The organism is Scopulibacillus daqui, assembly GCF_016908855.1.
Lineage (GTDB): Bacteria > Bacillota > Bacilli > Bacillales > Sporolactobacillaceae > Scopulibacillus_A > Scopulibacillus_A daqui.
In genome coordinates, this window is record NZ_JAFBER010000014.1 from 46,689 (window position 1) to 60,896 (window position 14,208).

Annotated in this window: 16 protein-coding genes and 2 riboswitches; of the genes, 3 read left to right on the forward strand and 13 right to left on the reverse strand. The window is 40.4% G+C overall.

What is annotated here, in order from left to right; translation table 11 throughout:
- Positions 1–97: 97 nt before the first annotated feature.
- Genes JOD45_RS10790 through JOD45_RS10800 form a run of 3 tightly spaced genes read right to left on the reverse strand, consistent with a single transcriptional unit; the run spans position 98 to position 831 of the window.
- On the reverse strand, positions 98–313 hold the full coding sequence (locus JOD45_RS10790) for a spore germination protein (protein WP_205003896.1): 216 nt from the start codon (positions 311–313) through the stop codon (positions 98–100).
- A 51-nt stretch (positions 314–364) separates the two neighbouring features.
- A complete protein-coding gene (locus JOD45_RS10795) occupies positions 365–580 on the reverse strand; it encodes a spore germination protein (protein ID WP_205003897.1) in 216 nt (71 codons plus the stop codon).
- Between the two features lie 35 nt (positions 581–615).
- Positions 616–831 carry a spore germination protein gene (locus JOD45_RS10800; protein ID WP_205003898.1) on the reverse strand — a complete coding sequence of 72 codons (216 nt, stop codon included), beginning with the start codon at positions 829–831 and terminating at the stop codon, positions 616–618.
- A gap of 381 nt (positions 832–1,212) precedes the next feature.
- Positions 1,213–1,357, forward strand: a riboswitch (cyclic di-AMP (ydaO/yuaA leader).
- 162 nt (positions 1,358–1,519) lie between these two features.
- Here JOD45_RS10800 and JOD45_RS10805 point away from each other — a divergent pair.
- Complete coding sequence (locus JOD45_RS10805; protein ID WP_205003899.1) at positions 1,520–3,427, forward strand: APC family permease; 1,908 nt, start codon at positions 1,520–1,522, stop codon at positions 3,425–3,427.
- A 111-nt stretch (positions 3,428–3,538) separates the two neighbouring features.
- On the opposite strand, the gene JOD45_RS10810 is transcribed toward JOD45_RS10805, so the two are convergent.
- From JOD45_RS10810 to JOD45_RS10820, 4 genes are all read right to left on the reverse strand, one after another.
- On the reverse strand, positions 3,539–4,852 hold the full coding sequence (locus JOD45_RS10810; protein ID WP_205003900.1) for an NRAMP family divalent metal transporter: 1,314 nt from the start codon (positions 4,850–4,852) through the stop codon (positions 3,539–3,541).
- A 344-nt stretch (positions 4,853–5,196) separates the two neighbouring features.
- Positions 5,197–5,280: a putative holin-like toxin gene (locus JOD45_RS16985; protein WP_380898649.1), complete on the reverse strand. Its 84-nt coding sequence runs from the start codon at positions 5,278–5,280 to the stop codon at positions 5,197–5,199.
- Positions 5,281–5,657: 377 nt separating this feature from the next.
- Positions 5,658–6,302 (reverse strand): helix-turn-helix domain-containing protein, encoded by a 645-nt coding sequence (locus JOD45_RS10815; RefSeq protein WP_205003901.1) that lies wholly within the window; start codon positions 6,300–6,302, stop codon positions 5,658–5,660.
- Between the two features lie 184 nt (positions 6,303–6,486).
- On the reverse strand, positions 6,487–7,671 hold the full coding sequence (locus tag JOD45_RS10820) for a serine hydrolase domain-containing protein (RefSeq protein ID WP_205003902.1): 1,185 nt from the start codon (positions 7,669–7,671) through the stop codon (positions 6,487–6,489).
- A 512-nt stretch (positions 7,672–8,183) separates the two neighbouring features.
- Between JOD45_RS10820 and JOD45_RS10825 the strand changes: the two genes are divergently transcribed.
- On the forward strand, positions 8,184–9,008 hold the full coding sequence (locus JOD45_RS10825) for an aldo/keto reductase (protein ID WP_205003903.1): 825 nt from the start codon (positions 8,184–8,186) through the stop codon (positions 9,006–9,008).
- A gap of 134 nt (positions 9,009–9,142) precedes the next feature.
- On the opposite strand, the gene JOD45_RS10830 is transcribed toward JOD45_RS10825, so the two are convergent.
- Positions 9,143–9,841 (reverse strand): Type 1 glutamine amidotransferase-like domain-containing protein, encoded by a 699-nt coding sequence (locus JOD45_RS10830; protein WP_205003904.1) that lies wholly within the window; start codon positions 9,839–9,841, stop codon positions 9,143–9,145.
- 176 nt (positions 9,842–10,017) lie between these two features.
- Positions 10,018–10,062, forward strand: a riboswitch (PreQ1 riboswitch).
- Positions 10,063–10,070: 8 nt separating this feature from the next.
- On the opposite strand from JOD45_RS10830, the gene JOD45_RS10835 reads away from it, so the two are divergent.
- Positions 10,071–10,556 carry a QueT transporter family protein gene (locus JOD45_RS10835; RefSeq protein WP_205003905.1) on the forward strand — a complete coding sequence of 162 codons (486 nt, stop codon included), beginning with the start codon at positions 10,071–10,073 and terminating at the stop codon, positions 10,554–10,556.
- A 96-nt stretch (positions 10,557–10,652) separates the two neighbouring features.
- On the opposite strand, the gene JOD45_RS16595 is transcribed toward JOD45_RS10835, so the two are convergent.
- The 5 genes from JOD45_RS16595 to JOD45_RS10855 form a co-directional block, all read right to left on the reverse strand.
- Positions 10,653–11,045 (reverse strand): amidase family protein, encoded by a 393-nt coding sequence (locus JOD45_RS16595; RefSeq protein WP_338056079.1) that lies wholly within the window; start codon positions 11,043–11,045, stop codon positions 10,653–10,655.
- Positions 11,029–11,496: an amidase family protein gene (locus JOD45_RS16600; RefSeq protein WP_239549221.1), complete on the reverse strand. Its 468-nt coding sequence runs from the start codon at positions 11,494–11,496 to the stop codon at positions 11,029–11,031. The genes JOD45_RS16595 and JOD45_RS16600 overlap by 17 nt, the downstream gene beginning before the upstream one ends.
- Positions 11,497–11,608: 112 nt before the next feature.
- Positions 11,609–12,256: a pyroglutamyl-peptidase I gene (gene pcp / locus JOD45_RS10845; RefSeq protein ID WP_205003906.1), complete on the reverse strand. Its 648-nt coding sequence runs from the start codon at positions 12,254–12,256 to the stop codon at positions 11,609–11,611.
- A gap of 179 nt (positions 12,257–12,435) precedes the next feature.
- Positions 12,436–13,389, reverse strand: coding sequence for a DUF979 domain-containing protein (locus JOD45_RS10850; RefSeq protein ID WP_205003907.1), 954 nt, complete (start codon positions 13,387–13,389; stop codon positions 12,436–12,438).
- Positions 13,386–14,105, reverse strand: a complete 720-nt coding sequence (locus JOD45_RS10855) for a DUF969 domain-containing protein (protein ID WP_205003908.1) — start codon at positions 14,103–14,105, stop codon at positions 13,386–13,388. The genes JOD45_RS10850 and JOD45_RS10855 overlap by 4 nt, the downstream gene beginning before the upstream one ends.
- Between the last annotated feature and the right edge of the window lie 103 nt (positions 14,106–14,208).

Genomic DNA, 14,208 nt, shown 5'->3' on the forward strand with positions numbered 1-14,208 from the left:
AGCGACTTAAATGTTCAAACCATTTAAGCCGCCTGTTGACGCAAATTAGACGTTTAGATCGTCTCTATGAGAAGTGTATGCAGAAACTCTATATTCATTAATTATTCAAAGCATTATTGGCATCATTAAGATCAGCATCATACGTATTCGTTATACTAAAAACATTATTTTCAATATGAAAATCTCCTGTACTAAATCCGCCTGAACCTGAAAATGTCTTTGAAACAGCTTTGGGAGCAACATTCAAGCTGTCTCCGAAATTAAGCGCGCCGGAAACGGTATTAATCTTTACAGCTCCAACAATCGAAGGCAATATGATCACACCTTTTATGAGATGATTCCGATACATTTCATTATTATAAAGTTATCTGTCCCCTTCAGCATTCATATCATTAACATCTGGATCAAACGTATTTGTTTGTGAATATAAACTGTTTTGAACGTGAAAATCCCCTGTCCGGTTGCCCCCTGCACCGTTATAAAACTTAATCAATTGCTTAGGCGTTAAATTGACGGTATCACCAAAGTTAACTGATCCAGAAACAGTATTGGCCTTAAAAGATTCAACAAACGATGGCATATTTCCCCTCCTTTTTATTCAATCAATCAACGGGATTATATATTTGCAGCATTATTGGTATCGTTAGCATCAGCATCATACGAATGAGTTAAACTAAAACTATTATTTTCATTATGGAAATCACCTGTTCCGTAGCCGCCTGAGCCAGCATATGTTTTTGACATATATTTTGGAGATACGTTCAGACTGTCTCCAAAACTTACTGCACCTGAAATGGTATTCACTTTAACCGGACCAACAAATGCAGGCAATGGGCCATCCTCCTTCCTGAAAAGCTGCCTATCGTTATGATAATAGTTATTATATGCCGAAGGATGACCTTATTCTTGGTCTCTCATCCTAAGCCAAAAATGTACTTTATTTATAAAACCGTTTCATATAAATATCTTAATATGTGAAAAATCATCTCTCTCCTGCAGAACGTCACTTGTATGTCCAACATATACCCAATGTCTTTTTCGGAAATGAGGATGATAACATCTTAATTCACTGAAAATTAAAAAGTAGATTTAAACCTAAAAGATATTAGAAGAAAACAACAATTGTAAGCGCTTTTTCAACCGTTTTTAACGATTTACAACAAAATATGATTGGGAGTAAAATTTCCTCACTCTAAGAAAATCGTTTCAAAAAATCTGATATCGCTTCATTCATTGATTTGAAGCGGGGGAACCAACCGCGGCAGAGCCGCAAAAGGGTGAAGCCTTTTAAAAGGCAGGGCGGCTCTTTACGACCGAATTCGACAGCTAACCTCGCAAGCGTATAAAGAGAGGCTGGTGGTGCTTTGTGTGGTTTACTTAATTTCTGCGGCAACGATTTTCTTAGAAGGACTTAATCTTCAGTCAGAAAGGTCATACTAATGTTAGTCAGGAAGGGAAAGCTTTGATTATTCTTACTGATCATCTCCGAGTATAACGAGCAGAAAGGAGAAACAGGGGTATGGAACATCCATTGAAATGGCTGGAAATAACTTTAATTATATTGGCTCTCTTAGGCATTTGGTATTCTGTATTGAATTTCAGTGCTGTTAAGCGGGTTTTAATTGGCCGCCCTATGCGGACAAAAGAACTTCATGCACAGCATAATAAATTAATCTGGTTTATTGCACTGCCAATACTTTCTGCGGATCTTTATTCGTCGGTTGCTTATGGGCCTGAATCTGGAATGACTGAGCTTGCGGGTCTTGGTTCAAATGCAAAGTGGCTGATCTTGCCTATCACTTTTTCAACAGTTATCCTCCTTGTCATTTTGATTTTATCTTATATTATGGGGGTTTTAGCCTACCCAAAAGGGGGAGGCGCTTATGCTATTGCAAAGGATAATTTCAAACGGCCGTGGGTTTCTCTCATTGCATCCAGTTCGCTGTTGATTGATTATGTTTTAACGGTTGCCGTTTCAGTATCTTCCGCTGTCAAGAACGTTTCGTCTGCATATCCTGCAATGGCCCCTTTTGAGACGACTTTAGCGCTTTTATGCGTATTAGTCTTAGTTATAGTGAATCTGAGAGGGATAGCTGAATCGGCCAAGATTTTTGCATGGCCTACGTTTGGGTTCATGGCTTGTATGATTCTTTTAATCATAACGGGGTTTATTGATGAATGCCGTCATGGTTTTATACAATCGTCAACGCCAAGTTTCGGAACAATACCAAATGGTTTAACAACTTTGTTGCTTTTAAAGGCTTTCAGTTCAGCCTGTTCTGCGCTTACAGGGATAGAAACCATTTCAAATGCTGTCCCTGTTTTTAAAGATCCTAAGCCAAGAAATGCAATAAAAACCTATATAGCCTTGGGGCTGATTACAGGCATAACACTTATTGGATTTTCGTATCACCTATATGTAAGAGGAATTTCGGTTAACAGCAAAAATACAATGCTCTCGCAATTAATAGCCGATTACTTTGGACACGGTTTGCTTTATCAAATCATTATCTGGTTTACTTTCATCGTGCTGATCTTAGCAGCCAACTCGACATTTACCGGCTTTCCTCAATTAGCGGCAATTGTTGCAGGAGACGGATTTCTGCCGCGCGGACTAACGAATCGCGGAGATCGATTGGGCTATTCAAACGGCATTATTCTTTTGGCAGCCTTGGCGAGCCTTTTAATCGCTGCCTTTCGCGCCAATACTAATGCCCTTATTCCTTTATATGCCATCGGTGTATTTATTTCTTTTACAGTCGCCCAAATTGGCCTCATTCGCCGGTGGCGGAGAGTTAAGGGCTCCTACTGGAAGTTAAAGCTGTTTATTAACCTTATCGGTGCGATTGTTACATTAATAGTCGCTTTAATTTTCGCCGTAACGAAATTCGCCAGCGGCGCATGGATTGTTTTAATTGTATTGCCATTTTTGATCTTTATATCAATAGCGATTCACCGGCACTATCATCAGGTCGCGTTACAACTGCGCATTAATCCCAAAGAGGATCATCCGGAGCCGCATCATGTCACATCCATTGTTTTGGTGTCCGGTGTCCATCGTGTCGTTAATCATACACTCTCATTCGCAAAAAGTTTGGGAACTGATGTCATTGCTGTATATGTTGGCTTTGATGATGAATCAATAGACAAAATGGAGAAGAAGTGGGAAGAATGGGGGGCACCTTGCAGACTTGTAGTCCTTAAAAGCAAGTATCGGTCGATTCTTGAACCTTTATCCCGGCTGATTGCGGCCATAGAGAAGAAAAAGGGAGAACACGATCATATTCATATCCTTGTCCCTCAATTCTTGCCGAAGAAATGGTGGCATAATTTATTGCACAATCAGAGCGCGCTTCTTTTGCGCGTATGGCTTTTCCGCCATAAGAATGTTGTTATAACCACCGTTCCGTTCCATTTGAAAAAGTAAATAACTTAAAGGCGCCTAGACATCATCATTTTTATCAATCAAGCTCCCAGAGCATCGTAAAACAGATCCCGAAAACAGCCTATTTCGCTGATTTTCGGGATATTTTTTTATTTATTGAAAGAATGTCTGCCAAAAACTAGCCAGAGTCAGTCCGATCAGCAGTAAAACCATTGCCCATCCCCATATTCTTCCGAATAATTTTGTTCTGTACGCCCCCATCAACTTCCTATCACTCGTCATCAATACCATAAAAATAAGAAGGGGCAGCATCAGAACACCGCCGATAACCTGTGTCGCTATCGAGATGAGATTTAACGGCAAATGCGGTACTAAAATGGCCAATGCGGCAAAGACGAGACTGCCGATATAAACCGCGTAAAATTTCGGCGCTTCCCATATCTTGTCATTGAGGCTCTTCGACCAGCCGAACAATTCAGCAATACTCCATGAAGAAGATAGAGAAACGGTGATAGATGCCAAAAACCCAGCGTTAAACAACCCTAGACCAAAGAGAATGGCCGGCCATCGTCCTGCAACATGATTAATCGCTCCAACCATCTCGGCCGGACCTGCGTTACTGATGTTATGCACGTGTCCAAACAGGGACGCCCCGCAGATGATAATACCTGCTGCGATAATCACTTGGATAAGGGTGCCTAATGCCGTGTCAATTCGGCTCAAACGCAGTTCATTTGATGTCACGCCTTTGTCGATCGTGCCGCTTCCTTGAAAGAAGATCATCCAAGGAGCGATCGCATTCCCCATAGTCGCAATGACGAACCAAATGACGCCGCCTTGAAGTTCTTTCGGAACGTTCCATGCTGCAAAAGCATGCCCGATGGCTGAAAGGCTCGGGTGTGTCATGGCTGCTACAACCAAAAAGATAATATTGAGCGCACCTACAAATAGAGCCAGCCGCTCTTTCGTCCAATATCCGGTAAAAAGAACAAAAGCAACGACAAGCAATAAACATAGGATGGAACTGACCCAAAGAGGCAAACCTAACAAAACGAGCCCCGCTGTCATCCCAATAAATTCTGTAATGAGTGTCAATAAATTTTCAAAAGCAAGGGTTGAGATGTGGTAGTATCCCCAGAATTTCCCGTAACGCCGCAAGGCCAATCTTGAAAAGCCTTCCTGGGTTACGGCCCCAAGCCGCATACTCATTTCTTGAATGGTATATGCCAGAGGCGCAAGACAAAACACTAAAGGAATAAATAACCCAATGCCAAATGTCGCTCCTGTTACCGCGTAAGAAATAACACCGCCTGCATCATTATTAGCAATTGCCGCTACTAGACCCGGTCCCATTAGTGCCCAGATGATGCAAATGGAACGTCTCCATCCCTTCTTACGATTTCTGACGATGTCACGAAACTTAGATTGGCTGCTATCAGAAGCCAATGTTGATTGTACTTTACTCATTGTTGTCACATCCTAAAAGAAATTTTTTACTTTTTTCAGCAGTCTATTCTGGAGTGTTGAAGAATGTGCATCGGTTCATCAATAGGTTTTGAAAAGAAAGAAACGCTCCTCAACGGATGATGAATGCAGATCATCAGACTCCGCAAAAATTAATTTTCCTTAAAAGACAGATGCCGCCTGCTATCTAAGGCATTTAACATGGTAACCTCTTTTATTAAAGTGTGTAGTATAATAAAAGACCGATAGTGTTTAAAACACATCGGCCCGTAGAATCACTCTATTTTAGGCATAACTCGAGTTTTTCATTGATGAAATAACCGCCTGGCTGCCAGACTTAAAGGCGGTTATTTCTTTTTTTGAAATGCCAGGATGGTGACAATCAGCAACCCAAAATTTAACATAGATTGAATGGTTTCATACACTGACATACCCCCTCACCTCCTGCCCTCAGATTTTGGAAGGGAGCTGTGCCTGCCCTTGTGAAATAGTCAAAAACGCGTGTTTACTAATACAATATTTCAGTGTTGAGAAAATGTGCGCATGTCTGACAAAAACGTTGAGAAAATGTTAATGAACTGTTGAGGATTAATCAACACATACCGACTCATCCGCATTTAATATTTTCCACGAAAAAACCCATATCTGGCCAATTTTTCCGATATGGGCTCGGTTATCATATAAAAAGTACGGGATATTGAGGGACAAGTGCTGTTCATCAAGATTTATCATCTAGAATCCAATTTTTGGCAGGGGAAATTATGGAACCTTAATTAAAGCCAACGGGTTGGGCTATCTGTGAAGCAAATTATTCAGCAAGACGCTTTTGGACAATCTGTATGGCAATGACATCATCTAAATAACCAATTGGAAAGACGTAATCGGGAATAATATCCGCCGATAATATAAAATACAATAAAGCGCTGCCTAGAATAGCGCGTTTTTTCGGCAGCATGTTGTCGTCTAAATATTGCTGGTACATTTGTTTTAGCTCATCGATATATGGGCCAATACCGCTCACCTGTTCAATCTTTGTCTCAAACATTTCACAAATCTGCCGATGCCCTTCTTCAGTCTGCGCATATTGTTCATACTTGTCTAATTCCTGCTCAATATGTGCAGTGTTAAAGTTTTTGTCAATAAGCTTTGAAGATGCGAGCGCTTCCTGAATGTGGTTTACAGGATTGTTAATGTTTTGCTGATTATTTTTCTCAGATTCTGACATATTAAAACCGGCTGCCTTAACCAAATCCTCCATTGGCACATTAAGGGAATCAGAAAATTTTTGGAGATGGGTCAATTTTGCTTGTTGTTTGCCATTTACAATCCGCGAGATAGTAGCAGTATCCATTCCGGTAAGAGCGCTCAGCTTCCGCATAGAAAGCGACTGTTGCTTTAGCAGTGATTTTAACAGCGTCCCCAGTTTATTGAAGGCATCACTTTCCTCAGGCATTTTGTTCCCGCCTTTCATCATGTGTTGACTATTTATCAACATTATATGAAGGGGCTGAGCTTTTTTCCTTAACATTTTTGAAAGAGAAACACACAAGCGCAGAAAATCAACTTTCATCCTCCCGGAAAAAGGCTGATATACCCGCTATGTTTAATACAGCAAAAAGGCGAGGATGTTCCCCGCCTTAAAGTGATGGATCATTGGCTAACTTTGTATAAATGGTGTTATTGACAATGCCAAATGACTTAATATTATTTTGAATGTTTGAGAGCAAGACCACATAGACTTTTCCATTTTTTCCGTAGCTGTTTAAACCATTCCAGCCAGGCAAGACGCCATGCGATGAGACGCTTCCCGGATCTACATACCATCCAAAGCCATACGTGGCCTTAAATGGTGTGAAAATTTGTTGGTAGCTTTCTTGCGACACAAGCTTTCCGGATGCCAGCGCATGATCAAACTTGTACAAATCAGGGGCTGTTGTATAAATGTCGCCGCAGCCAAACAACTGGGAAAAGTCTGGTATATCCGGCGTGTACATCGAGCCATTTTTGATTTTATAGCCTGTTGATGGATAAGGTTCTTTGTTAAAATGCGTGCCAAATCCGGAATGATTCATGCCAGCCGGTTTAAAGATGTGCTGCTTGATATAATCGTGAAGGGATTCTCCTGAAACCTTCTCAACAATATAGCCGAGAATAGAATAATTCGAATCAGAATAAGCCCATCTTGTCCCAGGAGGAAACATTAAAGTTTGTGCATTTTTCCCGATTTTTTGCATCAGCTGTTCTCTTGTCAGCTTATCCTGTGATTCGTCAATTTCACGAATGCCGGACGTATGTGTCAATAAATCAAAGAGTGTGAGCTGATGAGCATGCGGAAAGTTAGGAAGGTATTTAGCTAATGGATCATGGACATTTACCTTGCCTTTTTCTTGAAGCTGCATCAGCGCCGTTGAGATAAACGACTTTGTAATCGATCCAATATAATAAACCGTATTTGAGTTATTTTTAATCCCTTTTTCACGATTAGACAAGCCATAACCTTTTTCAATGACAACTTTCCCGTTTTTGACAATCATAGCTGAACCATTAAAATGAATGCTCTTTAAATAGCGATCAATATCTTGACTGTTCACAATATTAACGGGAGGATCTTCAGACCGTTTGCCATGGCTTGCCGCTTTATATTTGTTTGGTTTTTCGGCTTCTTGCTTTTTGCTTTCAGAAGCGCTTACACTTGCTGAAGATGGTTCAGATGATTTTTGCTGATAAAAATAAGCGCCTATAATGATCAAAACTATTAATAGGCCGCTGTATCCAATTATTCTTCTGCGCCTTTTAATTTCTCTAGATTTCCTTCTACTCATATAAGGCCCTCTTTTTTTATAGTTTTCTTCTTATTTATTATTGAGCAAAAAAATGTTTAGGCAATTTTATCAATAATTTTTAACAACTCCTTTTTAATTCATTATTCGAATAGGGTATGTGCTGAGCCATTTTTTATAGAAAAGATAAAACGCTTAGTATCATGCTGTTAGTGATGATTTATTTTATCATAGATTTTTCATAAAATAGTTAAAAATTAGTTACAAAAGCAAACCTAAGGATGAATTTAGAGGAAAGCGGCCATTTTGTTTAAAATCTCTTACGGACACATCTGTCAACCTCATTTTTAAAGACACGCCGCTAACAAATTGAATTTTTTGACCTCTTTAAGTATTTGTTGTTACAATCAACTTGAAGCTGAACGGCTTATCCTTACTATGAGCCTGCATACAGATGAATTGTTCATTCGAACCGTTTTATTGCTGTTCTAAAAGCATTCCATCATTTTTTCCGGCCGGCTTTTTTAAATTAATGATAAAAGGAGAAATGTAAAATGAATTTTGTTACATTGAACAACGGGTTAAAAATGCCTCAGCTTGGCTTTGGGGTTTGGCAAGTTGAAAATGAACAAGCAACAGCTGCAGTTTCTAAAGCCATTGAAACAGGCTACACATTAATTGATACTGCGATGATCTATAAAAATGAAGCAGGCGTCGGCAAAGCTATTAAAGATTCTTCCGTTCCTCGAGAGGAATTATTTATTACGACAAAAGTTTGGAACAGCGACCAAGGCTATAACAACACATTGCGGGCCTTTGATGAAAGTTTGGAAAGGTTAGGCCTTGACTATGTGGACCTCTATTTAATACATTGGCCAACACCTGAATTTGATGAATACGTCGATACATATAAAGCGATGGAAAAACTCTATCATGATGGCAAAGTTAAAGCTATCGGCGTTTGCAACTTTGAAATAGAACATTTAGAACGCCTTTTAAAAGAATGCGAAGTCAAGCCTGTTCTAAACCAAATTGAGTGTCATCCGTACCTTTCCCAAAATGAGGTAAAGGATTGGTGCGCCAAACATGATATCTTTGTAGAAGCATGGAGCCCTCTTGATCAAGGCGGCGAAGTCCTTCAAGATGAAGTGATTAAAGCAATTGCTGAAGCACACAGCAAAACGCCGGCCCAAGTTGTGTTGCGCTGGCACTTGCAAAATAACACCGTCGTTATTCCGAAATCAGTCACACCATCTAGAATAGAAGAGAACTTTAATGTCTTTGATTTTGAACTTAGTGCGGATGAGATGGCAAAAATCAATGAACTTAACCGCAACAGACGCAAAGGCCCGCATCCAAATGAAATGAATCAAAGATAATAAGCCCATTAAAACCTATTCAGGCAGCGCTTGAATAGGTTTTATTTGTTTCTTGATATCTTGCCTTAATCGCGCTTAGAAGCTCATATAATTAACCTTTATTGGATGATATGCTTTACTAGACAACCGTTAGATTAGTATGAACCTAAATATTTTGGCGTAATTTCTTCCTCTATGACTTTATTATCATTATAAACCTTATAAGCCTTTGCCTTTGTTCTGGAACTAACTACGTTACTAATTGTTTGATCAATATAATGGACCGCAGCACCGTCATCTATTGCAATACCCGATTGTATATTGTTTGAACGTATAAGTTTATGATAAGAAGGTCTTCTATCTAATTCACCATCGTAATGCGGACAATTGCTTCCCCTTAGGAAACCCAAACATTTTATTGGTTCTAATCCTTCTCCAAATGAATCAGTGACACCTTCTTCGAACCAGCATAATGAACCTGCGCTAATACCGGCTAAAACAACACCTTTGTTCCAAGCCTTTCTAAAAATACTGTCTAACCCCCACTCTTTCCATAAAACTAGTAAATTCTTTGTATTTCCACCACCGACATAAATAATATCTTTTTCAAGAACAAATCCTTCGATATCCCTTGTTGGCGGTTTAAATAAAGACAAATGAGCCGGATTACAATTTTGTTTATTAAAAAAGTTATAAAATCTCGATATATAATCTTTTGAATCCCCACTGGCAGTTGGAACAAAACATATTTGAGGCTTTTTCTTTTTTGCTTGTTTTAAAATGTACAAATCTAATAGGGGATTATTGGGTTCCATCGAAAACCCGCCACCGCCCAGAGCAATTATTTGCCGCATTTATTGATTTCCTTTCTACATATTAATAGATTAATCTTTAATTTCGACAAATCTAAGGCCAATCCTTTTTATAACGCCGTTAGGTTAGTATAGCTAAAACCAATGCGATTTCGTTCTCCGCCGGTGGCTTTTGACTAAATAACAGTGTATCAGTATAATAATATCTTTGGGTATTGACCCGCGTGGTTCGAAAACCTCCCACGTAAAAAAACTAAGGAGAGAATGAAATATGAAGGTAAAAACACTGGTGGGAAACGCGATAATAGCGGCATTATATATTGTCATTTCTATGCTTATACAGCCATTAAGCTTTAAGGTGATTCAATTCCGCATCCCAGAAATGTTCAACCATCTCGTTGTTTTCAATAAAAAATATATATTTGGGATCGTTTTAGGTGTTATTTTAACCAACCTGTTTTTTTCGCCTATGGCGGCATACGATCTCGTTTTCGGCGTCGCCCAATCAATCTTTTCGTTAACGGTGACTATCTTGTCCGGACGCTTTATTAAAGGCATTTGGGCCCGAATGGCGGTAAATACCGTTGTCTTTACAATAACTATGTTTCTTATTGCTATCGAACTCCATTTAGCCCTTCATGCGCCTTTCTTATTAACATGGCTAACAACAGCTGTCGGCGAATTCGTTGTTATGGCGGTCGGCGCTCCGGTGATGTATGTGCTTAATAAGCGAATCGATTTTAAGAAATTGATATAGCAAAAGAGTTGCTGCGGCCAAGCGGCAGCTCTTTTGTTTTAATAATGCCGTTAATTCTCAAACATCAGTCCTCTTATTCTAAGTTTTCCTTTTAAGTTAATCATGATGCTTGCACCTGACATAACCCCGGAAGTTTGTTTCTAAAAACTCTCCAAGCTGAAATATAGCGTCCTCATTTCCATTCATGCTTATCACCTGAACGGCTATAGGCATTCCTTGCTGGTCCGTGCCGACGGGAACAGTCAGGGAAGGAAGCCCCCATACATTTGCATAAATGATATAAGGCAGATAACGCAAAAAAGTTTTTCGAATAGAGAAAAGCTCTTTAAATAAACCGCCATGATTGGGCGCTGTCCGGTGATAAACAGGAAAAATAAGCAGACGTTTTTCCAAATATTCGGCTAAATGTTTATCCCCTTGCTCAATAAACCAGCTTAATTCTTGTTGTCGTTTTTGATTGGGTTTAAATAGTTTAGCACCGATTATCACTTTCTTGGCAGAAACATAATGTTGGGGTGTTAGTTTTTCCTAATATAATGGCTCCTTCTTTTTTCACCTTAGCAACAACATCAGCATCCGATGCCTTTATCTGCTCCTTTAAATGTGTTAAACCGCCTGTTGTTCTCATGCCGCCGACATCCAAAGCTTCCTTTATACTCATCGGGACCCCGAATAATCGCCCTTCCGCCTTTCCCTCTTTAACCATTTGGTCTGCTTGCTCAGCTTCCTTGATAGCTTGGTCAAACCGGTCTTCGACAAGGCAATTTATGGCTGGATTTATCTTTTTAATATGTGAGATATATGTATGAACAGCTTTGGTTGCTGATATCTCGCCCATTTTAATTTTCTGGGACAGAGCGGCAGCATCCATATTTAATATATCTTTGGCTGAATAATATGTCTTATTGTCAAATTCGTTCGAGGTGGTTTGTATACTCATAAGGCTCCCCCTTTCATATGTTTTTGTATGTGTGTATTCATTCATTAATTCAATTATCCCTCTTTTGATTTTTCGAATTTAGTTCTCTTGTGAAATAGAAAAAGGCAGAGCTTTAATGCGTCGCTCCGCCAACTTCCTTAATATCTTCTTTTTCATTTGCCGCTGTTACGGCTGCAAGTTCCAGCCCTTTTACAATCGTATCGAGACTGAGGCTCGGCGCCTCCTTATCAGCTGTTTGTTCATGTATATATGGAATGTGAATAAATCCGCCTCGAATATCTGATGCTTCTGTTTGCAAATAATGCATAACACCATAAAATAGATGGTTGCATACAAAGGTGCCGGCAGTATTAGACACGGCGGCTGGTATACTTTCTTCCTTAAGGCGGCGGACGATTCTTTTGATTGGCAGCGTTGACCAGAGGGCAGCCGGACCGCCTGCAACAACCGGCTCATCAATCGGCTGTTGGTTATCATTATCCGGAATCCGTGCATCATCAATATTAATGGCCACCCGTTCAGGCGTGATTTTCAGACGTCCGCCGGCCTGGCCCACACAAATGACCGCATCAGGTTCATGCTCCATAATGGCTCTTACCGCTGTTTCAATAGAACGGTGAAAAACTGTCGGCACTTCCTGTGCAACAATTGTGATGTCGTCTATTTTTCTCCCGTCTAAACGTCTAACAGCCTCCAGCGCTGGATTTATCTTTTCGCCGCCAAAAGCTTCAAACCCTGTTAACAAAACTTTCTTTCTCATTATCTAACACCTCTTATTTTACCCCTATGTAACGTCTGTAAGATTCCCGTTAACATTAGCCAACTCATGAAAGCGGGAGATAACCGTGGCACGCATAACTATGGCCGCTCTTTTTCTCGCCGCAAATGGCGCAGAGCATTTTCCTATCATCACTAACCATCGGCCTGCTGACGGCAATATTACTTTATCAGAAAATACATTAATGCAACATTAACCGCAAGCGTGATTAACGCGGTCGGAAACTGAACACGTATGACATGGTTTTTATCCTTTAAATCTAGCAATGCGGCTGGCACAATATTAAAATTCGCTGCCATCGGCGTCATTAATGTCCCGCAATAGCCTGCAAACATAGCAATCGCTGCAAGCTGATTCGCGTCAGCGCCAAATTGCTGAATAAGAAGCGGAATCGCAATCCCCGCTGTCATAACAGGAAAAGCAGCAAAGGCATTTCCCATAATCATAGTAAACACAGCCATGCCGACACAGTAAATCAATACCGCCCAAAACAGCGAGTGTTCAGGTATAAATTTTGTGGTTATTTGTGTAACAACCGTCCCAACTCCCGCCTTTGTGAAAATTGTCCCGAGCGTAGCAAGCAATTGAGGCAGTACTACCGCCCATCCGATAGATTCCAATAAACGCCGGCATTCCTTGATAGACGTTCGCGGCGTATCGCGGGTCAAGGCTAATGCCGCTATCAAAGCTATCACACAAGCCGCGCCAAGAGCGACTAATGTGGGATTGGCCGGATCAAAAAGCGGCAAGCGGCCTATTTTGATATTTGCCAACAATTTAGAGCCAACAACGGTTAAAACAGGAATTAATAAGGCCGGCAAAAACAGCCAGCTGCCAAGACGCTGACGGCGTTCCTCACGCGCTTCCGTACTTTCTTCTCTAAAACGGCCTTTGCGAAGACCTCCGCAAGCTACAATAAGCACCATCACAATGACCATTAATCCAATATAAAAAGGCGGAATAACTTTCCCAAAGAGAAGTGTCAAAGCATAAATAAAATAAAACAAGCCGGAGGTTATTCGCCGCGAATTGGATTTATCGAAAAAAGTATATATTGAACACAGCAATCCAATAATGCCCATAAATGCATAAACTGCTTCAACGGAAATCGTCATCTTTCAACTTTCCTTTCCGTTTCATTAGCTTGTCCGGCTTCTAAAAATTTAGGCTGGCCAAGCCGGCGATCCAGCCGTTTATCAAACAGGTAAAGACGAATCGAATGAATAATAAACACACAGACGGCTGTCGGTATTCCCCAAAGCGCCATTAAAATAGGATCAGCTGATATATGATTTTGATCGAAAAATCCTTTCATTAGCAAAATACCGCCGACCGCCACAAAAATATCCTCGCCAAAAAATAACCCAATGTTATCGGCTGCGGCGGCTTGGGCGCGAATATTTTCTCTTTCTTCTTGAGGCAATTTGCCATACTTTGCTTCAGCCGCCCCTTCAGCCATCGGCGCAATTAACGGCCGAACAGTCTGCGGATGCCCGCCGATGCTGTTCAGTCCCAGAGCAGCCCCAATCTCGCGTATTAACAGATAGATATTAATAATGCGCCCCGCAGTCACAGCTTTAATTTTTGAAACGAGTTTCGCCGCCTGATTTTGCAAGCCGTTTCTTTCTAACAAGCCGACAATAGGCAAAGTGACAATCAAGATCGACATGTAGCGATTCGTTGTAAAGGCTTCGCCGAACTGTGTAATCAGCTCTTTAATTGGCAGTCCGCCGATTAAGCCTGTCACAAGCGCCGAAACGGTTACGACAACTAGCGGATTAAATCTTAGCAAGAATCCGACAATAATTAATACAACACCAATAAGAACCATCTAACCCCTTCTTTCATGATGACTGATCAAAATAGTATCAAATAGTCAATATATTAATAAAAATCTTTGTGTCATTATTTTAACATAATTTGATAATATTCGA

Coding starts and splice junctions, on each gene's coding strand:
- JOD45_RS16600 (WP_239549221.1), bottom strand. CDS start 11,496: ATGAGTATACAAACCACCTCGAACGAATTTGACAATAAGACATATTAT.
- JOD45_RS10850 (WP_205003907.1), bottom strand. CDS start 13,389: ATGACGATTTCCGTTGAAGCAGTTTATGCATTTATGGGCATTATTGGA.
- JOD45_RS10835 (WP_205003905.1), top strand. CDS start 10,071: ATGAAGGTAAAAACACTGGTGGGAAACGCGATAATAGCGGCATTATAT.
- JOD45_RS10820 (WP_205003902.1), bottom strand. CDS start 7,671: ATGAGTAGAAGGAAATCTAGAGAAATTAAAAGGCGCAGAAGAATAATT.
- JOD45_RS10815 (WP_205003901.1), bottom strand. CDS start 6,302: ATGCCTGAGGAAAGTGATGCCTTCAATAAACTGGGGACGCTGTTAAAA.
- JOD45_RS10825 (WP_205003903.1), top strand. CDS start 8,184: ATGAATTTTGTTACATTGAACAACGGGTTAAAAATGCCTCAGCTTGGC.
- JOD45_RS10855 (WP_205003908.1), bottom strand. CDS start 14,105: ATGGTTCTTATTGGTGTTGTATTAATTATTGTCGGATTCTTGCTAAGA.
- JOD45_RS10810 (WP_205003900.1), bottom strand. CDS start 4,852: ATGAGTAAAGTACAATCAACATTGGCTTCTGATAGCAGCCAATCTAAG.
- JOD45_RS16985 (WP_380898649.1), bottom strand. CDS start 5,280: ATGTCAGTGTATGAAACCATTCAATCTATGTTAAATTTTGGGTTGCTG.
- pcp (WP_205003906.1), bottom strand. CDS start 12,256: ATGAGAAAGAAAGTTTTGTTAACAGGGTTTGAAGCTTTTGGCGGCGAA.
- JOD45_RS10830 (WP_205003904.1), bottom strand. CDS start 9,841: ATGCGGCAAATAATTGCTCTGGGCGGTGGCGGGTTTTCGATGGAACCC.
- JOD45_RS10795 (WP_205003897.1), bottom strand. CDS start 580: ATGCCATCGTTTGTTGAATCTTTTAAGGCCAATACTGTTTCTGGATCA.
- JOD45_RS10805 (WP_205003899.1), top strand. CDS start 1,520: ATGGAACATCCATTGAAATGGCTGGAAATAACTTTAATTATATTGGCT.